The sequence below is a fragment of the Nonomuraea sp. NPDC049152 genome, from assembly GCF_040648355.1.
GTDB lineage: Bacteria > Actinomycetota > Actinomycetes > Streptosporangiales > Streptosporangiaceae > Nonomuraea.
Window position 1 is genome coordinate 25,335 of the sequence record NZ_JBEZDO010000052.1, and the last position, 16,823, is coordinate 42,157.

A 16,823-nucleotide genomic window follows, 5' to 3' on the forward strand; every position below is an offset into this window, starting at 1 on the left:
GAATCGTAACTTTGCGTGGAAATCGGCTCCGACTCCACAAAGCTGTCCATCGGGCGAACGATACAGGAGGGGTAGATGGGCGTAGGACGCCGCAGAACCGCGGTCTCGGCCGGCCTCCTCGCGCTGGCGCTGGCCGCGCTCCCGATGGGCGAGGGGTTCGCGCAGGTGCGGGCGCGCGACTGCGAGCGCGGCGGCGGGCTGCTGTCCGGCGTGACCAACGGGGTGTGCGACCTGGTCGACGGCGTCACCGACGCGGTCGACGGCGTCACGGGCAACTCGCTCGGCCCGGTGACCGAGGGCGTCGACAAGGCCACGGGTACCGTCCTCGCCCCCGTGGGGGAGATCGCGCCCACGGACAAGCCCGCACCCACCTCCACCCGCTCCCCCAGAGACACGCGCGACGAGCCCGCCGAGCGGCCGCCGCCCGAGCGCGGCGGTGACGGCCTGGTCTCCAGCACGTTGGAGAACGTCTGCCTGCCGGTGCTGGCCTGTGATGGGGAGGGCGTGCTCGCTCCCGTCAACGAGCCCGAGCCCTCGGCCGCGCCGAAGGCCACCGCGAGTCCTTCGCCCTCGCCCAGCGCCACGCCCGCCAAGCGGCGCAAGGACGCGGAGACGCTGCCCGTCGAGGCGCCGACCCCGCCCATGAGCAGGCCCCAGCTCATGCAGAGCGTCGACGAGGTCGTCACGCCCGAGCCCGCGCCGGTGGATCCCGACGATCCCCGGGTGGAGCTGCTGTGGCCTGGGCCGTACTCCGAGAACCTGTCCGATCACATCGGCGCCCAGGTCGTACGGCCGAGCGAGCCCGATTCCGACGTGCTCGGGACGGCGCTGACGGCCGTGCTGCTGGGCTCCGCGGTGCTGGCGGCCAGGGTGATGCAGTCGCGCCGCCGCCGTGACGAGGGCGGCGAGTCGATCCCGTTCGAGCCGGTGCGCGTGGGTGGCGGCCGCCACCGCCTGGCCTGACCGGAGAAGACGGCGGCCACCGGTGACCCGGTGGCCGCGAAGCCATATCGGGAGGAACTAGACGCCCATGGCGTGGACGCCGCCGTCGACGTGGACGATCTCGCCGGTGGTGGCGGGGAACCAGTCGGACATCAGCGCCACGCAGGCCTTGGCGGCCACCTCGGTGTCGGCCAGGTCCCAGCCGAGCGGCGCCTTCTCCGGCCAGCTCTCCTCGAACTCCTTGAACCCGGGGATCGACTTGGCGGCCATCGTGCGCAGCGGACCCGCGGCCACCAGGTTCACCCTGATGCCCTGCTTGCCGAGGTCGCGGGCCAGGTAGCGGTTGGCCGACTCCAGGCCCGCCTTGGCCACGCCCATCCAGTCGTAGACCGGCCAGGCCTTGCTGGCGTCGAAGTCGAGCCCGACGACGGAGCCGCCCTCCTTCATCAGCGGCAGGCAGGCCACCGCGAGCGACTTGTAGGAGTAGGTGGAGATGTGCAGGGCGGTGGAGACGTCCTCCCACGAGGTGTTGAGGAAGTTGCCGCCGAGCGCGGTCTGCGGGGCGAAGCCGATGGAGTGGACGACGCCGTCGAGGCCGTCGACGTGCTCGCCGACGCGGGCGGCCAGGGTGTCGAGGTGCTCGTCGTTCTGGACGTCGAGCTCGATCACCGGCGGCGTCTGCGGGAGCCTTTTGGCGATGCGCTCGACGAGCGACAGGCGGCCGAAGCCGGTCAGCACGACCGTGGCGCCCTGCTCCTGTGCCAGCTTGGCCACGGAGAAGGCGATGGAGGCGTCGGTGAGGACGCCGGTGACGAGGATGCGCTTGCCTTCGAGAATGCCCATGGTCAGTGCCCCATTCCGAGTCCGCCGTCGACGGGGATCACTGCCCCGGTGATGTAGGAGGCGTCGTCACTGGCCAGGAAGCGGACGACGCGCGCGATCTCCGCGGGCGCCGCCTGGCGGCCCAGCGGGATGTTCTTGACGATCGCCTCGTGGTCGAGGCCGGCGGTCATGTCGGTCTCGACGAAGCCGGGGGCGACGACGTTGACCGTGATGCCGCGCGAGCCGTACTCGCGGGCGAGCGAGCGGCCGAACCCGATGAGGCCGGCCTTGGAGGCGGCGTAGTTGGCCTGACCCGCCTGGCCGCTCAATGCGACGACGGAGGAGATGAGGATGATGCGGCCGCGCTTGAGCTTCATCATGGGCCTGATCGCGCGCTTGGCGACCCGGTAGGAGCCGGTGAGGTTGGCGTCGATGACGTCGGTGAAGGTGTCCTCCTTCATCATCGCCAGCAGGGTGTCCTTGGTGATGCCCGCGTTGGAGACGAGCACCTCGACGGGGCCCTGCTCGGCCTCCACCTTGGCGAAGGCGGCCTCGACGTCGTCCGAGACGGTCACGTCGCAGCGGACGCCGAACAGCCCCTCGGGCGGCTCCCCTGATCGGTAGGTGACGGCGACGTTGTCGCCTGCCGCGGCCAGTTCGCGGGCGATCGCGAGGCCGATGCCGCGATTGCCTCCGGTGACGAGTACAGAGCGTGCCATGAGACCTGACGCTATCTCGTACCGGCCGGTATCCCGTTGTCCGGGACGCACAAGATCACAGGGCTAGGATCGTTGACATGCGCCAGATCGATCCCGATTTCCTCGCCCTGCCGCTCAGGCAGCTCGCGGACGCCGCGCTTCAGCGGGCCCGCGACCTCGGCGCCTCGCACGCCGACTTCAGGCTGGAGCGCGTGCGAGCCGAGTCCCTCGCCCTGTACGACGCCAGGCTCGAAGGGGCCATGGACGCCGACGACCTCGGCTACGCCGTACGAGTGATCAAGAACGGCACGTGGGGCTTCGCCGCGGGCCTGGTCCTCACCCCTGAGGCGGCCGCGGAGGTCGCGGCGCAGGCCGTCAAGGTCGCGGAGGTGAGCGCCCCGATCAACAGGGAGCCCATCGAGCTGGCACCCGAGCCGGTCCACGGCGAGGTCACCTGGGTCTCCCCCTACGAGATCGACCCGTTCGCCGTGCCGCAGAAGGAGAAGGTGGCGCTGCTGGCCGACTGGTCGGCGGGGCTGCTGAAGGGCGCCGACCACGTCAGCGCCAGGCTCCTGCAGGTGAAGGAGCAGAAGTTCTACGCCGACACCGCGGGCACGGTCACCACCCAGCAGCGCGTGCGGCTGCATCCCGAGCTCAACGCGATGAAGGCGTCCGCCGGCGGGTTCGACGACATGTCGACGATCGCGCCGCCGGTCGGCCGCGGCTACGAGTACCTCACCGACGGCTCCTACGACTGGCAGGCCGAGCTGGCCGGGCTTCCCGAGCTGCTGGCCGAGAAGCTGGCCGCGCCCTCGGTCGAGGCGGGCGACTACGACCTGGTGATCCACCCGTCCAACCTGTGGCTGACGATCCACGAGTCGATCGGCCACGCCACCGAGCTCGACCGCGCGCTCGGCTACGAGGCGGCCTACGCCGGCACCAGCTTCGCCACCTTCGACCAGCTCGGCTCGCTCGTCTACGGCTCGCCGGTCATGAACGTCACCGGCGACCGTACGGTCGAGCACGGCCTGTCGACGATCGGCTACGACGACGAGGGCGTGGCCACGCGCGAGTTCGACATCGTCAAGGACGGCATCCTGGTCGGCTACCAGCTCGACCGCAGGATGGCGCTGATGAAGGGGCTGGGGGCGAGCAACGGCTGCGCCTTCGCCGACTCGCCAGGGCACATGCCGATCCAGCGCATGGCCAACGTCTCGCTCAAGCCGGACCCCGACGGCCCCTCGACCGAGGAGCTGATCGGGCGCGTCGAGCGCGGCCTGTACATCGTCGGCGACAAGAGCTGGTCGATCGACATGCAGCGCTACAACTTCCAGTTCACCGGGCAGCGCGCCTTCCGCATCGAGAACGGCGCCCTCGCGGGCCAGGCGCGCGACTTCGCCTACCAGGCGACCACGACCGACTTCTGGGGTTCGATGGAGGCCGTGGGCGGGCCGCAGACCTACGTGCTCGGCGGTGCCTTCAACTGCGGCAAGGGCCAGCCTGGCCAGGTCGCCCCGGTCAGCCATGGCTGTCCCTCGGCGCTGTTCCGCGGCGTCAGGATCCTCAACACCGTCCAGGAGGGTGGAAAGTGACGTCTCCTCAGGCAATGGTCGAGAGGGCGCTGGAGCTCTCGCAGGCCGACGACTGCGTCGTCATCGTGGACGAGGGCTCGACGGCCAACCTGCGCTTCGCGGGCAACACGCTGACCACCAACGGCGTCGCCAGGTCGTCGCAGGTGACCGTGATCTCGATCGTGGGCGCGGGCGTCGGCGTGGTCTCCCGCGCAGGGGTACGGCCCGAGCAGCTGGCCGAGGTGGTCGCCGCGGCCGACGCGGCGGCGCGCGAGGCGCAGCCCGCCGAGGACGCCAGGCCGCTGGTCGAGGGCGCGGGGTCGAGCGCCGACTGGGCCGAGCCGGTGCTGCCGACCACGATCGGCGTGTTCGGCGACTTCGCGCCCGCGCTCGGCGAGACGTTCGCCGCCGCCGAGGCGGGCGGCAGGAAGCTGTACGGCTTCGCCGAGCACACGCTGACCTCGTCCTTCGTCGGATCCTCGAGGGGCCTGCGGCTGCGCCACGACCAGCCGACGGGCCGCCTGGAGCTGAACGCCAAGTCCGCCGACCTCAAGCGCTCGGCGTGGACGGGCGTGGCCACCCGCGACTTCTCCGACGTCGACGTGGCCGCGCTCGACTCCTCGCTGGCCCAGCGCCTGGAGTGGGCGAAGAACCGGATCGAGCTGCCCGCGGGCCGCTACGAGACGCTGCTGCCGCCGAGCGCGGTCGCCGACCTGATGATCTACCTGTTGTGGTCGGCGGGCGCCAGGGACGCGCTCGACGGCCGCACGGTCTTCTCCAAGTCGGGCGGCGGCACCCGCGTCGGCGAGCGGCTCTCTCCGCTGCCTGTCACGCTGAGCAGCGACCCCGCGGCGCCTGGCATCCAGTGCGCGCCGTTCGTGACCGCGCACGCGGCCAGCCGCCGCAGCTCGGTCTTCGACAACGGCCTGCCGCTGGCCGCGACCGACTGGGTGAAGGACGGCACTCTGTCGGCGTTGCTGCAGACCCGCCACTCGGCCGAGCTGAGCGGCCTGCCCGTGACGCCCGCGATCGACAACCTGATCATGCGGGGCGGCGAGGGCGGCAGGTCGCTGGAGGAGATGATCGCCTCGACCGAGCGCGGGCTGCTGGTGACCTGCCTGTGGTACATCCGCGAGGTCGACCCGCAGACGCTGCTGCTGACCGGCCTCACCCGTGACGGCGTCTACCTGGTCGAGCACGGCGAGGTGGTGGGCGAGGTGAACAACTTCAGGTTCAACGAGAGCCCCGTCGACCTGCTGGGCCGTCTGACCGAGGTCGGCGAGAGCCGGCAGACGCTGCCCCGCGAGTGGAACGACTACTTCACCCGCACGATCATGCCGCCGGTCAGGGTGCCGGACTTCAACATGTCGACGGTCAGCCAGGCGAACTGACCGTTCCGCCGCAGGCCCGCGGGGCTCAGCCCTGCGGGCCCGCGATCGACAGCGTGTGCACCCTGCCCCAGCGCTTGGCCGTGACCAGCCTGGCCGTGCCCGCCTGGAGGTCGTAGACGACCGACCAGCGGGTGTGGCCCTGGGCGACGCTCTTCAGCAGGTCGAGCCCGTCGGTCCTGGAGTCGATCCTCCTGGTCAGAGTCTTGTGGCGGTCGTCGGGCGTGCCGCTGACGACGCTCCAGTTGGTCAGCACGCGGTCCTCGCTGACGTTCATCCTGCCCTTGCCGTACTCGACGACGGCGGACGCGCCGCTCCTGTCGGCGATCAGGTAGTGCACCTGGGGTCCGTCGCTGAAGTCGACGTTGTAGGCGCGCATGAGGGCCAGTGCCTCGTCCACGGTGGCCGCCCTGTCGAGCAGCACCCGCATGATGCGCACGCTGGTGAGCGTGGGCTTGCCGGGATCGGGCACGGGCAGATCGGCCTCGGGTGTGGCGGCCAAGCCGACGGCCAGGCCCTTCTCGTTCATGCCGTCGAAGGGGGCGAGCACGGCGTGGGCGAGCCTGCGCCGCTGGACCGGGTCGGTCAGGTCGGCGGGACCTGCCTTGCCGAGCAGGTAGGAGGCGTCGGCGATCGACAGGGAGGCGTAGCCGTCCGGCGGGTCGGCGCGCACGACGATCGCCGGGTTGGGGTCCCAGTCGAAGTTGCGGCCGAACTCGGTGCCGCGGTGGTACAGCGAGCATGCCCAGCCCTCGGCCTTGCGGGCGAGCTCGTCCTTGGTGAGCGGCGCCTCGGCGTCGTAGCCGCCGTGGAAGGTCATCTCGTACATCGGCAGGTCGTCGAGCTGCCTGATGCCGGCGCTGGTGCGAGCGACCTCGTCGGCCGTCTGCCGCAGCACTCCGCCGCTGACGGGCGCGGCGGCCCGGTCCTGGGCGGGCGCGCCCGAACACCCGGTCGCCAGCGGCACGGCGAGCGCCAGCACGGCCAGCGCCCTGTGTAACGCCAGCGCCCTCTGTAACGCCCGCGGCCTGGCACCGAGGAGCGGTGTCATCTCGTGATCCCTTCGCCGAACCCTTTGGTACCGGAGTGTGCCCCGCGGGCCCGGCGAAGTCACGCCTCACACGTAACGGTGACAGAGATCAGGCGTCCTCGAGCCTGAAGCCCACCTTCATGCCCACCTGGTAGTGGGCCACCTCCCCTTGTTCGATGTGCCCGCGGATCTCCGTGACCTCGAACCAGTCGAGGTGACGCAGGGTCTCCGAGGCCCTGCGGAGGCCGTTGCGGATGGCGTGGTCGAGGCTCTCCCCCGAAGTGCCGACTATCTCTGTCACCCGATACGTTCGATCCGACATAGCTGCTCCTCCCTTACCTGAAAGCCATGATCGCATGACCTGCCGTACCGTCCATGGGGCTCATCGCGCCCGCGCCGTCCGAGGTCTACCGTGGGAGATGTGAGGGGCTGGCGGCGCAAGAAGGACGTGCACCGGGTGACCGACGCCCGGCCGTCCCTCAGCGCGGACATCAACCGCCGGGAGAAGGTCTATCTCTTCCAGATGGGCATCCGCACGATGTGCCTGATCCTGGCGGTCGTGGTGCCGGTGCCGTGGCCGTATCGGCTGCTGTTCATCGCGGGCGCGATCTTTTTGCCATACATAGCAGTTATCGGTGCCAATGAGCGAGGAAGAGATGCCCCGCCTCCGACCTTTTCCACCCCTGCTCCTGACCAAGACGAGATACCGCATCACCGACGCGAGATCGGGTCGTGACTAAGTCTTGACGCATCCCACGGGTTGTAGGTGTACGCTTTAGCCAAGCGCTCCGGTCCCCCGTCGGAGTGCTGGTGCCGGCGTTCCGGGCCCCCGTCGGAACGCCGATGAAGCGATGCCGGGTGGTTTGCCCCCGTAACCACCCGGCATCGCCCTTTTCTCCCTTAAATGTGTTCCGGCCCGCCGGTCGGATAGGCACGCTTTCCCAAAATCGTTTGCCGGCGGGTTCACAGGAAATCTTCAGCTTGACCAGGATCTTCAGCCGTCGGTCAAGGTCTCTGTCGTGGCACGTTCCCAGTTACGGGCCAGCGTCGTGATGCGTTCGACGGCGTCGGCGGGCGCCGTGCCCGAACCCTCGGCGAGGCCGAGCAAGTAGGCGGTGAGAGGTGCCGCGGGCCGGGCGACGCCGTGCGCGACCTCCTTCGTCAACTCCAGGATGAGATCCCTGTCGACCCTGGCGGGGTCGACGCCCAACTCCTTGCAGGCCAGCGCGGTCCACTCGGCCAACACGTTCATCTGTGCCACCTTTCTGAGATCGTCCATAGTGTCGCAGTCGAGCCAGGGAGTGCCCGGCAGGCGCAGCGGTACCGGGTCGAGGGGGGCGAGCAGGCCGCGCAGGGAGCGGCCCTCGTACCCGGCGAGCGCCGCGCGCAGCGGCGCCGCGCGCCAGACTCCGGCCAGCCACTGCTCGCGTCCGCCGTCGTCGAGCAGCACCGCGCCCGCCCGCAGCCCGTCCTCCTCGTGTCCCGCGGCCTCCAGGAGGGCCGTCACGTGGGCGGGCTCCAGGAGCGGCAGGTCTCCGGCGAGCAGAGCCACCCACGGAGCCTCCACCAGTGCCAGGCCCGCCCTCAGTGCGGGGACGGGCCCACCGCCCACGGGGTCCTCGCGGGTGAAGAGCGCGCCGGGCAGGTCACGCGGGGGGCCCACCACGACCAGGCGGCCCGCGTCCGGCACGGCGGCGGCGACCCGCTCGAGGAGGGTCCTGCCGCCAAGACGCAGTCCCGGCTTGTCCTTGCCGCCCATCCTGCTGGCCGCGCCGCCCGCGAGAATGATCGCGTCATGCCCCATGAATCACACCGTACGGTGTTCACCGGGCTGATCACATGGGGCCATGGGATCGCGCCTGGCGAAGACCCTCGGAGGCCGACCGTCAGGCGAAGGCCGCGTGGCCGGTCAGCGCCTTGCCGAGCACGAGGGCGTGGATCTCCGAGGTGCCCTCGTAGGTGAGCACCGACTCCAGGTTCACCGCGTGCCTGATCACCGGGTACTCCAGGGTGATCCCGCTGGCGCCCAGGATGGTCCTGCACGTCCTGGCGATCTCCAGCGCCTCGCGCACGTTGTTGAGCTTGCCCGCGCTCACCTGCTCCGGCGTGATCGTCCCCGCCTCCTTCAACCGTCCGAGGTGTACGGCGAGCAGCAGCCCCTTGCCCAGCTCGAGCGCCATGTCGGCCAGCTTGTCCTGGGTGAGCTGGAAGGCGGCCAGCGGCTTGGAGAACACCTCCCGCTCCCCCGCGTAGGCGATCGCCGTCTCCAGGCAGTCGAGGGCCGCGCCCATCGCTCCGAACACGATGCCGAACCTGGCCTCGTTCAGGCAGCGCAGCGGCCCCGACAGGCCTCGGGCGCCGGGCAGCATGGCCTGCTGCGGCAGCCGTACGCCGTCGAGGACCAGCTCGCTGGTGACGCTCGCGCGCAGGGAGATCTTGTGCTTGAGGTCCCTGGTGGTGAAGCCGGGCGTGCCCGCAGGAACGAGGAAGCCGCGGATGCCGTCCTCGGTCTGCGCCCAGACGACCGCCACGTCGGAGACCGACCCGTTGGTGATCCACATCTTGGTGCCGTTCAGCACCCAGTCGCCGCCTTCGCGCTTGGCGCTCGTGCGCATGCCGGCCGGGTCGGAGCCGAAGTCGGGCTCGGTCAGGCCGAAACAGCCGATGCGCTCGCCCGCGGCCATGGCGGGCAGCCACTCGTTCTTCTGCTCCTCGCTGCCGTAGCGCCAGATCGCGTACATCGCGAGGGAGCCCTGGACGGACACCAGGCTGCGCAGCCCCGAGTCGGCGGCCTCGAGCTCCAGGCAGGCCAGGCCGTAGGAGACGGCGCCGAGCCCCGGGCAGCCGTAGCCCTCCAGGTGCATGCCGAGGAGGCCGAGCCCGCCGAACGTGCGGGCCAGTTCCCTGGCGGGGATCGCGCCCTCCTCGAACCACTGGGTCAGGTTGGGGCGCAGCTCGCGGTCGCACAGGCGGCGGACCGTGCCCCTGATCTCGCGCTCCTCCTCGGTCAGCAGGCCGTCGATGGCGAACAGGGCGGTGGGGTGCATGCGTTCAGGGCCTTCCAGGATTGGATCCAATATTGAATATCCAACATCGCACACCATAGGGTGCTTTGCCTATGGAGACTTCAGGAGCGCTGTCCGGACTGCTGGTGGCCGACTTCAGCAGGGTGCTGGCCGGCCCTTACGCCACGATGCTGCTGGGCGACCTGGGCGCCGACGTGGTGAAGGTGGAGCGGCCCGAGGGCGGCGACGACACGCGGGCGTGGGGCCCGCCGTACGCCGACGGGCAGGCTACCTACTTCCTCGGCGTCAACCGCAACAAGCGGTCGATCGCCCTCGACCTGCGCGATCCAGACGATCTGGAGGTGGCGCGGGCGCTGGTGGCCAGGGCGGACGTGCTGGTGGAGAACTTCAAGCCAGGCACGATGGAGCGACTGGGCCTGGGTTACGAGGCGGTCCGCGAGCTCAACCCCGCTCTCGTCTACTGCTCGGTGACCGGGTTCGGCCCTGGCAAGGGGGCCGACCTGCCCGGCTACGACCTGGTCGTGCAGGCGGTCGGCGGGCTGATGAGCGTGACGGGCGAGCCCGAGGGGCAGGGGACCAAGACGGGCGTGGCGCTGGTCGACGTCATCACCGGGCTGCACGCGGCCTTCGGGGTGCTGGCCGCGCTGCGTCACAGGGACAGGACAGGGCAGGGCCAGCGCGTGGAGGTGTCGCTGCTGACCTCGCTGCTGTCGGCGCTGGCCAACCACGCCTCCGCCTACGCCGCTGCGGGGGTGGTCCCGCGCGCGATGGGCAACAGGCATCCGAGCATCGTGCCGTACGAGGTGTTCGAGGCGGCCGACCGGCCGATCGTCATCGCCGCGGGCAACGACAGGCAGTTCCGCGCGCTGTGCGCGACGCTGGGTCGCGACGATCTGGCAGCCGACGCCCGCTACGCCACCAACGCGGCCAGGGTGGAGGCGCGCGACGTGCTGGTGCCCGAGCTGTCGTCGGCCCTGGCCGCGCGAACGGCCGACGAGTGGTTCGCGGCGCTCACCGCGGCGGGCGTGCCGTGCGGGCCGATCAACGACGTGGCGGGCGCCTTCGAGCTGGCCTCCTCGCTGGGGTTCGAACCCGTCGTGGACGGCCAGGTGGCCAACCCCGTCGGGCTCGGCGCCACCCCGGCTTCGTACCGGCTCGCCCCTCCCGCTCTCGGGCGGGACTCGGCGTGGGTCCGTGAGATATTGGGGCGATGAGCTCGCTCGAGGAACGGCGCAGGCCGCCCACGGCCCAGCAGTTCGTGCTCGGCGAGCTCCGCAGGGCCATCACCACGGGCAGGCTGCGCCCCGGCAGCCCCATCAGGCAGGACGCGCTGGCCGAGGAGTTCGACGTCAGCAGGGTGCCGCTGCGGGAGGCGCTGAAGACGCTGCAAGGCGAGGGCCTGGTCACCTACCAGGCGCACCGCGGCTACTTCGTGGAGACGCTCTCGCTCGACGACCTGCGCGAGGTCTACCGGATCAGGGAGCTGCTGGAGGAGGAGGCGGTACGGCAGGCCGTACCGCGCCTCGGAGCGGAGGACCTGGCGCGGCTCGACCGGGCGCAGGAGGAGGTGGAGCGGGCGGCCGCGGCCGGTGAGGTGCAGGAGATGGCGGCGGCCAACAGGGTGTTCCACCTGACGCTGTTCGAGTGCTCGGGGATGCCGCGGCTGGTCAGGCTGATCAGGACGCTGTGGGACTCCACCGACGCCTACCGGTCGATGTACTACGGCGACGGGGGCAACAGGGAGCGGGTCGTGACCGAGCATCGAGCGGTGCTCGACGCGCTGCGGGCCGGGGACGCCGGCGCGGCGGTGCTCAGGCTCGACGAGCATCGCGCGCACGCGGTGGCGGCCCTGTCCACGGTCCTCGACGGCTGACCGTCGGCTCGGGACGGGAGACGAGCGAGCCGAGCCGGGTCCTGGCGCTCCGGGGTCAGCGGATGGCTCCTCGGCAGCGGATGGCTGCGGGTCGGCGGGTGGCTCTGGGTCAGCGGGTGAGAGCGTCGGCGAGGTCGCGGGCGCGGGCCAGGTCGTCGGCCACCTCCGCCGGCTCCTTCTCCGACAGCCTGATCCCCTCGGCTTCCGCCAGCAGCGGCCCCGACTCCCCCAGCACGAGAGCGTTGGCGAAGGCGCGTTCCAGCCGGCCGCCCTGCGCGGGCGGCTCGGGAGTCTCGATCGGCCGGCCGATCCTGATCGTGTTCCCTCCTGGGTCGGTCATGAGGAACTGGCGCATGCCGCGAGGTAGCCGTAGGGCCTGGTCTGCTTCGAGATGACCGTGAAGCCGAGCGCTTCGTAGAACTCCTGGACGGGATCGATCGACGGGCAGGGCAGGATCGGGATCGTTCGGGTGCGCACGGACGGCCTCCCAAACTGAGTACGGCATACGCAGTCTAGCCGGGAATCCTTCCGCGCCGGGCGTGTTGCACCGAAGGTGACAAAGTTGTCGATCCTCGACCGGTCCCTCGTCCGGCACGGCCAGGACCCCGCGCAGGCGCTCCGCGACACCGTCGCCTTCGCCCGGCAGGCCGAAGAGCTCGGCTATCACCGGTTCTGGGTCTCGGAGCACCACGCGGTACCCGGGGTGGCGGGCTCGGCGCCGACCGTGCTGGCCGCCGCCGTCGCCGCGGCCACCTCGCGCATCAGGGTCGGCACCGGCGGGGTGATGCTGCCCAACCACCAGCCGCTCGTGGTCGCCGAACAGTTCGGTGTGCTGGACGCGCTGTATCCGGGACGGATCGACATGGGCCTGGGCAGGTCGGTCGGGTTCACCGGCGGGATCAGGCGGGCGCTCGGTCACGACAAGAAGGACGCCGACGACTTCCGCGCCCAGATCGAGGACGTGCTGGACTACTTCACCACCGGCAGGCACGGCGTGCACGCCATGCCGTCCGAGGGCAGGAAGGTGCCCGCGTTCGTCCTGGCGATCGGCTCAGGGGCGGACATCGCGGCCGAGCTCGGGCTGCCGCTGGTGATCGGCGGCGGCCGGGTCGAGGAGGGCGTCAGACGTTACAGGGAGAACGTGAGGGGAACGCCGTACGTGATCGTGGCGGCCAACATCGCCGTCGGCGAGGACGCGCACCTGCTCCAGCTGCCCGAGGCGTGGGCGACCGCCTACTCACGCACCCGTGGCGTCTTCCCTCCGCTGCGCCCCGTGGCCGACATCCAGGCGATGACCCTCACCGAACGCGAGCGCGGCCACCTCGACGACGCGCTGAGGGGCCAGATCCACGGCACCGAGGACCAGGTCGCCGGCCGGCTGCGCGACCTGGTCGAGCGGACGGGAGCCGACGAGGTGCTGGTGACGATGAACACCTACGACCTCGACCGGCGCCTGGACTCCTACCGGCGGCTGATCAGCCTCCGATGGCCGACATCGGCCTGACCGGCTGCAGGAACGAGGGGTCGTCGATGCCGTGGCCCGCGCGCTTGCCGCGCACCGCGGCGATCCAGCGCTCGGCCAGCTCCTCGTCGGTGGCCCCGTCGCGCAGCGCGACCTTGAGGTCGGACTCCTCCCTGGCGAACAGGCAGTTGCGGATCTGCCCGTCGGCGGTCAGCCGTACCCTGTCGCAGGCCCCGCAGAACGGGCGCGTCACCGAGCCGATCACGCCCACCCTGGACGGGCCGCCGTCGACAAGGAAGCGTTCGGCGGGAGCGCTGCCGCGCTCCTCCAGATCATCGGGGCACAGGTCGAACGCGCCGGTGAGCAGGGCGAGGATCTCGTCGGCCGTCACCATGTCGGCGCGGCTCCACCCGTGCTGGGCGTCGAGGGGCATCTGCTCGATGAAGCGCAGCTCGTAGCCGCGGTCGAGGCAGAAGCGCAGCAGCGGCACCGCCTCATGCTCGTTGATCCCGCGCATGAGCACCGTGTTGACCTTGACGGGACGCAGGCCCGCCCGGTCAGCGGCCTCGAGGCCCGCGATGACGTCCTCGAACCTGTCGCGGTGGGCCAGGCGCTTGAACGTCTCGCGGTCGAGGGTGTCGAGAGAGACGTTGACCCTGTCGAGCCCCGCCTCGGCCAGCGAAGGGGCGAGCTTGGCCAGGCCGATGCCGTTCGTGGTGAGGGAGATCTGCGGCCTGGGCCGCAGGGCGGCGGTGCGGGCGACGATGTCGACCAGCTCGCGGCGCAGCAGGGGCTCGCCGCCCGTGTAACGCACCTCGGTGATGCCCAGGCGTTCGACGCCTATGGTGACCAGGCGGACGATCTCGTCGGCGGTCAGCAACTGGACGTTGGGCAGCCAGTCGAGGCCTTCGGGCGGCATGCAGTAGGTGCACCGCAGGTTGCACTTGTCCGTGAGGGACACCCGAAGGTCGGTCGCCACCCGGCCGAACGAGTCCTTCAGCACTGGGCGGTCACCTCCTAGCTCATCGAGGGGAACATGTGTTCAGCGTATGCCATCACGCCAGGATGGATGGAGCCCACCATAATCCCCCTTTAGCGACCGCCCGTCGGCGCCTCCACCACGACACGGGGCGGGGGCTCCACCGGACCCCCGCCGAGCGGCTCAGCCCTTGATCGAGATGAGCTGACGCAGGTGCGCGACCACCTGGACGAGATCGGTCTGCGCCGCCATGACGTCCTCGATGCCCTTGTACGCCCCGGGGATCTCGTCGATCACCCCTGCGTCCTTGCGGCACTCCACCCCGAACGTCTGCTCCTGCAGGTCCTTCAGCATGAAGGTCTTCTTGCGGGATACGACGCCGGCCAGTCCACTGGGATGACCTGCTGGTGTACGCCATGGAACAAGGGTCGGACGTTCCTTCCGACGACTTCCGCCTCGGACTCTCAGGAGTTGGACGGCAAGCGGTGCAGCATGCCGCCCCCCACGACGTGACGGTCAGCCTGTGTGGAGAGCCGGTGCGCTGGTTGCCGATCTGCGGACCCTCGATACCGTTCTCGCCAACCGCGGCTCGCGCCTGTCCGGAGTGCGTCCACCTGGCCAAGCTCCCTTGAACCGGGCGGCGGCGCGGCTGGCGGATGTCCCCATATCGCCGCCTCCCTTCCACGTGGCTGGTTCATCCCACGGCCACATTCCCCCCGCCCCCGACAGCTGCCAGATTGTGTGTCCCGACCGAGGTGTCCACTCCGTCTTCTGATACCGCTGCCCTGCGGATTCCACGGGCCCATGCCATGCCGCACAGACGGAGTTGACGCCGACCGAGGGACACGAACAATGCGGTGTCGGGGTCGGGAGCACGAGCCTCAGCTCGAATACCGGGCAAATGAGCAAGCGCCCTATGAATCCTCTGAGCGATAAAATGAGTGGGATTTCCTTCCTGATCACGCCAGACTGATCAACAACGAGAAGGAGATTCATCTGATGTCGCCGAACCAGCCCGCACCCAACCTGCTGTCGTGGGCCAGCGAGATCGACGAAGGCGCGATCATGCAGGCCGCACGTACTGCCCGCCTGCCATTCGTTTCTGGCCACGTCGCTCTCATGCCTGACGCGCATGTCGGCATCGGCGCAACTGTCGGCTCGGTCATTCCCACCGAAGGCGCGATCATCCCCGCCGCCGTGGGTGTCGACATCGGCTGCGGCATGGTCGCAACCGAGACCAACCTCACCGCCGCCGATCTGCCCGACACCCTCGCCGCATTGATGCCCATGGTGGAGCACCGCATTCCGGCCGGTGTCGGCAAGGGCCACTCCGACCCCGCGATGGACCGCACCCTGGGTGACCTCGGACTCCCCCACACCGACCTGAACCCAAGGCTGACGAAGAAGGTCGGCGACCAGTTCGGCACCCTCGGCTCCGGCAACCACTTCGTGGAGGTCTGCCTCGACGAGCGTGACCGCGTCTGGACCGTGCTCCACTCGGGCTCGCGCGGCATCGGCAACCAGCTCGCCACGATGCACATCGTGGGGGCCAAGAAGCTGATGAAGAAGCAGGAGGTCGGCCTGGAGGACCCGGACCTGGCTTACCTGGTCCAGAGCACTCCGGAGTTCACCGCGTACATCGAGGACATGCTGTGGTCGCAGCGCTACGCCATGGCCTCTCGTGCCCGGATGGACAAGGTCCTGATCAACGCCCTGTTCCGCGTGGTCGGTAAGGGTCAGCGCGTCCGCACGATCAACTGCCACCACAACTTCACACAGCAGGAGACCCACTACGGCAAGTCCCTCTGGATCACCCGCAAGGGCGCCATCAAGGCCGACACGGGCGACGAAGGCGTGATCCCCGGCTCCATGGGCACCCAGTCCTACATCGTGCGCGGGCGCGGAAACCCGGAGTCGTACAACTCCTGCTCCCACGGCGCGGGCCGCCGCATGTCGCGCACCAAGGCGAAGCGGGAATTGTCCGCGGCTTCCCTAACGGAAGCAATGCGCGGCCGCACGTGGAATGCAAACCGAGCTGCTGCCCTGGTGGACGAACACCCTGATGCGTACAAGTCCATCGACCAGGTAATGGCAGATCAAAAGGATTTGGTGGAGGTTCAGCACACTTTGCGCCAGATCTTCAACTACAAGGGCTAACGCTCCCGAACGCGGCCATTCCTCGATGCCCTCGCCCAAGCAGCGCGGCGGGGGCATCATTCCCTTACATCGGGGCGTCCTCCACGGCCACTGCGACGAGGCCTCAATCATGCGGCTCAGGAGCCGCAGATGGAGCTGGCACTACGCAAGCTCAGCATCCGTCAGAGCCCCCGATGGATATGCGGCGTCATGGTCGGACACACAGGACAGACCACAGCAGGCTGAAGGCCGGTTCTGCGCCAGCACCCCGAGGGCCTGTAGTCGTCTAAACTCACCGACGAGTAGTGCGCGAATCAGCCACGCCGCCCATCGGCACGGCGCCAGGCTGTTGCCGTAGTACCGAGCATGAGTTGGTTCCTCTGGTCGGCGGAGGTTCGGCGATGGTTCCCACCCCGCAGTCTGCGATTGCGACGCGGAAGACGGTGCTCATGGCGCTGGGCGCCGCCTTGTTCCCGGCCTCCGGCTGCGGCACGCAATGGCTTCCCAGGACGTTCGAGGTAGATCCCGCTGCCGTCGACTAGGTGCGCGCCATCGGAACGATCGCCTCGACCGGATCGGACAGGGCGAAGTGCTCTCGCACCTTGGCGAAGAAGACCTCACGATGCGGGAAGCCGTCTCTGTCGCGACCAACCAGTCCCACCGCATCGCGGCCCAGGCCGCGATGCGGTGAACTCCTCAGCTGTCAACGACGGCTGAATCTTGGGTCTGGCACGAATTCCGTGAAGGGGCGGGCTCAGTCGGCGAGTAGGACGCGTTTGCGCAGTAGGTCGGGGTTGGCTGGTCCATACATCTGTCGCTTGAGCATCTTGATGCGGTTGACGTGTCCCTCGACCGGGCCGGAGCTGTAGGGCAGGGTCAGACCCGCGCGGGCTGCG

18 protein-coding genes and 1 pseudogene are annotated in these 16,823 nt (G+C 69.7%); 8 read left to right on the forward strand and 11 right to left on the reverse strand.

The features are described from left to right. The first annotated feature begins 75 nt into the window (after positions 1 to 75). Positions 76 to 963, forward strand: a complete 888-nt coding sequence (locus AB0B45_RS48740; RefSeq protein ID WP_358145441.1) for a hypothetical protein — start codon at positions 76 to 78, stop codon at positions 961 to 963. Positions 964 to 1,020: 57 nt separating this feature from the next. On the opposite strand, the gene fabI is transcribed toward AB0B45_RS48740, so the two are convergent. Both fabI and AB0B45_RS48750 read right to left on the reverse strand, forming a co-directional pair. Then, complete coding sequence (fabI, locus tag AB0B45_RS48745) at positions 1,021 to 1,785, reverse strand: enoyl-ACP reductase FabI (protein ID WP_358145443.1); 765 nt, start codon at positions 1,783 to 1,785, stop codon at positions 1,021 to 1,023. 2 nt (positions 1,786 to 1,787) lie between these two features. Then, positions 1,788 to 2,483: a beta-ketoacyl-ACP reductase gene (locus AB0B45_RS48750; RefSeq protein ID WP_358145445.1), complete on the reverse strand. Its 696-nt coding sequence runs from the start codon at positions 2,481 to 2,483 to the stop codon at positions 1,788 to 1,790. 77 nt (positions 2,484 to 2,560) lie between these two features. Between AB0B45_RS48750 and AB0B45_RS48755 the strand changes: the two genes are divergently transcribed. Both AB0B45_RS48755 and AB0B45_RS48760 read left to right on the forward strand, forming a co-directional pair. Then, complete coding sequence (locus AB0B45_RS48755; protein ID WP_358145447.1) at positions 2,561 to 4,054, forward strand: TldD/PmbA family protein; 1,494 nt, start codon at positions 2,561 to 2,563, stop codon at positions 4,052 to 4,054. A gap of 14 nt (positions 4,055 to 4,068) precedes the next feature. Beyond that, positions 4,069 to 5,424 (forward strand): metallopeptidase TldD-related protein, encoded by a 1,356-nt coding sequence (locus tag AB0B45_RS48760; RefSeq protein WP_358145449.1) that lies wholly within the window; start codon positions 4,069 to 4,071, stop codon positions 5,422 to 5,424. A gap of 25 nt (positions 5,425 to 5,449) precedes the next feature. Here AB0B45_RS48760 and AB0B45_RS48765 read toward each other — a convergent pair whose 3' ends face one another. Continuing rightward, complete coding sequence (locus AB0B45_RS48765) at positions 5,450 to 6,472, reverse strand: linear amide C-N hydrolase (protein WP_358145451.1); 1,023 nt, start codon at positions 6,470 to 6,472, stop codon at positions 5,450 to 5,452. Between the two features lie 88 nt (positions 6,473 to 6,560). Continuing rightward, positions 6,561 to 6,773 carry a dodecin gene (locus tag AB0B45_RS48770; RefSeq protein WP_358145452.1) on the reverse strand — a complete coding sequence of 71 codons (213 nt, stop codon included), beginning with the start codon at positions 6,771 to 6,773 and terminating at the stop codon, positions 6,561 to 6,563. 99 nt (positions 6,774 to 6,872) lie between these two features. Between AB0B45_RS48770 and AB0B45_RS48775 the strand changes: the two genes are divergently transcribed. After that, the gene (locus tag AB0B45_RS48775; RefSeq protein WP_358145453.1) at positions 6,873 to 7,187 is read left to right on the forward strand and encodes a DUF3099 domain-containing protein; all 315 of its coding nucleotides are present in this window, start codon (positions 6,873 to 6,875) and stop codon (positions 7,185 to 7,187) included. 258 nt (positions 7,188 to 7,445) lie between these two features. Here the strand turns inward: AB0B45_RS48775 and AB0B45_RS48780 are convergent, their stop codons facing one another. Together AB0B45_RS48780 and AB0B45_RS48785 are read right to left on the reverse strand one after the other, a co-directional pair. Continuing rightward, entirely contained in the window at positions 7,446 to 8,255 is an 810-nt protein-coding gene (locus tag AB0B45_RS48780) for an NTP transferase domain-containing protein (RefSeq protein ID WP_358145454.1), read from the reverse strand. Between the two features lie 82 nt (positions 8,256 to 8,337). After that, entirely contained in the window at positions 8,338 to 9,498 is a 1,161-nt protein-coding gene (locus tag AB0B45_RS48785; RefSeq protein WP_358145456.1) for an acyl-CoA dehydrogenase family protein, read from the reverse strand. A gap of 71 nt (positions 9,499 to 9,569) precedes the next feature. Between AB0B45_RS48785 and AB0B45_RS48790 the strand changes: the two genes are divergently transcribed. Together AB0B45_RS48790 and AB0B45_RS48795 are read left to right on the forward strand one after the other, a co-directional pair. After that, on the forward strand, positions 9,570 to 10,691 hold the full coding sequence (locus AB0B45_RS48790; RefSeq protein ID WP_358145458.1) for a CoA transferase: 1,122 nt from the start codon (positions 9,570 to 9,572) through the stop codon (positions 10,689 to 10,691). Next, positions 10,688 to 11,350, forward strand: a complete 663-nt coding sequence (locus AB0B45_RS48795) for a GntR family transcriptional regulator (protein ID WP_358145460.1) — start codon at positions 10,688 to 10,690, stop codon at positions 11,348 to 11,350. The genes AB0B45_RS48790 and AB0B45_RS48795 overlap by 4 nt, the downstream gene beginning before the upstream one ends. Before the next feature lie 109 nt (positions 11,351 to 11,459). On the opposite strand, the gene AB0B45_RS48800 is transcribed toward AB0B45_RS48795, so the two are convergent. Together AB0B45_RS48800 and AB0B45_RS48805 are read right to left on the reverse strand one after the other, a co-directional pair. Next, a complete protein-coding gene (locus tag AB0B45_RS48800; protein WP_358145461.1) occupies positions 11,460 to 11,705 on the reverse strand; it encodes a hypothetical protein in 246 nt (81 codons plus the stop codon). Beyond that, positions 11,687 to 11,827, reverse strand: a complete 141-nt coding sequence (locus tag AB0B45_RS48805) for a hypothetical protein (protein WP_358145463.1) — start codon at positions 11,825 to 11,827, stop codon at positions 11,687 to 11,689. The genes AB0B45_RS48800 and AB0B45_RS48805 overlap by 19 nt, the downstream gene beginning before the upstream one ends. Positions 11,828 to 11,903: 76 nt before the next feature. Between AB0B45_RS48805 and AB0B45_RS48810 the strand changes: the two genes are divergently transcribed. After that, the gene (locus AB0B45_RS48810) at positions 11,904 to 12,854 is read left to right on the forward strand and encodes an LLM class flavin-dependent oxidoreductase (protein ID WP_358145464.1); all 951 of its coding nucleotides are present in this window, start codon (positions 11,904 to 11,906) and stop codon (positions 12,852 to 12,854) included. Here the strand turns inward: AB0B45_RS48810 and moaA are convergent. Both moaA and AB0B45_RS48820 read right to left on the reverse strand, forming a co-directional pair. Next, positions 12,826 to 13,815: a GTP 3',8-cyclase MoaA gene (gene moaA, locus AB0B45_RS48815; protein WP_358145466.1), complete on the reverse strand. Its 990-nt coding sequence runs from the start codon at positions 13,813 to 13,815 to the stop codon at positions 12,826 to 12,828. The genes AB0B45_RS48810 and moaA overlap by 29 nt on opposite strands. A gap of 159 nt (positions 13,816 to 13,974) precedes the next feature. After that, positions 13,975 to 14,157, reverse strand: a pseudogene (locus AB0B45_RS48820) (RtcB family protein); the annotation flags it as partial. A gap of 633 nt (positions 14,158 to 14,790) precedes the next feature. Here AB0B45_RS48820 and AB0B45_RS48825 point away from each other — a divergent pair. Next, a complete protein-coding gene (locus AB0B45_RS48825) occupies positions 14,791 to 15,948 on the forward strand; it encodes an RtcB family protein (protein ID WP_358145468.1) in 1,158 nt (385 codons plus the stop codon). A gap of 517 nt (positions 15,949 to 16,465) precedes the next feature. Here the strand turns inward: AB0B45_RS48825 and AB0B45_RS48830 are convergent. Beyond that, positions 16,466 to 16,588 (reverse strand): hypothetical protein, encoded by a 123-nt coding sequence (locus AB0B45_RS48830; RefSeq protein WP_358145470.1) that lies wholly within the window; start codon positions 16,586 to 16,588, stop codon positions 16,466 to 16,468. Between the last annotated feature and the right edge of the window lie 235 nt (positions 16,589 to 16,823).

Excerpts from the sequence above, each read along its gene's own strand:
- AB0B45_RS48740 (WP_358145441.1), top strand. The coding sequence starts at position 76 with ATGGGCGTAGGACGCCGCAGAACCGCGGTCTCGGCCGGCCTCCTCGCG.
- fabI (WP_358145443.1), bottom strand. The coding sequence starts at position 1,785 with ATGGGCATTCTCGAAGGCAAGCGCATCCTCGTCACCGGCGTCCTCACC.
- AB0B45_RS48750 (WP_358145445.1), bottom strand. The coding sequence starts at position 2,483 with ATGGCACGCTCTGTACTCGTCACCGGAGGCAATCGCGGCATCGGCCTC.
- AB0B45_RS48755 (WP_358145447.1), top strand. The coding sequence starts at position 2,561 with ATGCGCCAGATCGATCCCGATTTCCTCGCCCTGCCGCTCAGGCAGCTC.
- AB0B45_RS48760 (WP_358145449.1), top strand. The coding sequence starts at position 4,069 with ATGGTCGAGAGGGCGCTGGAGCTCTCGCAGGCCGACGACTGCGTCGTC.
- AB0B45_RS48765 (WP_358145451.1), bottom strand. The coding sequence starts at position 6,472 with ATGACACCGCTCCTCGGTGCCAGGCCGCGGGCGTTACAGAGGGCGCTG.
- AB0B45_RS48770 (WP_358145452.1), bottom strand. The coding sequence starts at position 6,773 with ATGTCGGATCGAACGTATCGGGTGACAGAGATAGTCGGCACTTCGGGG.
- AB0B45_RS48780 (WP_358145454.1), bottom strand. The coding sequence starts at position 8,255 with ATGGGGCATGACGCGATCATTCTCGCGGGCGGCGCGGCCAGCAGGATG.
- AB0B45_RS48785 (WP_358145456.1), bottom strand. The coding sequence starts at position 9,498 with ATGCACCCCACCGCCCTGTTCGCCATCGACGGCCTGCTGACCGAGGAG.
- AB0B45_RS48790 (WP_358145458.1), top strand. The coding sequence starts at position 9,570 with ATGGAGACTTCAGGAGCGCTGTCCGGACTGCTGGTGGCCGACTTCAGC.
- AB0B45_RS48795 (WP_358145460.1), top strand. The coding sequence starts at position 10,688 with ATGAGCTCGCTCGAGGAACGGCGCAGGCCGCCCACGGCCCAGCAGTTC.
- AB0B45_RS48800 (WP_358145461.1), bottom strand. The coding sequence starts at position 11,705 with ATGCGCCAGTTCCTCATGACCGACCCAGGAGGGAACACGATCAGGATC.
- AB0B45_RS48825 (WP_358145468.1), top strand. The coding sequence starts at position 14,791 with ATGTCGCCGAACCAGCCCGCACCCAACCTGCTGTCGTGGGCCAGCGAG.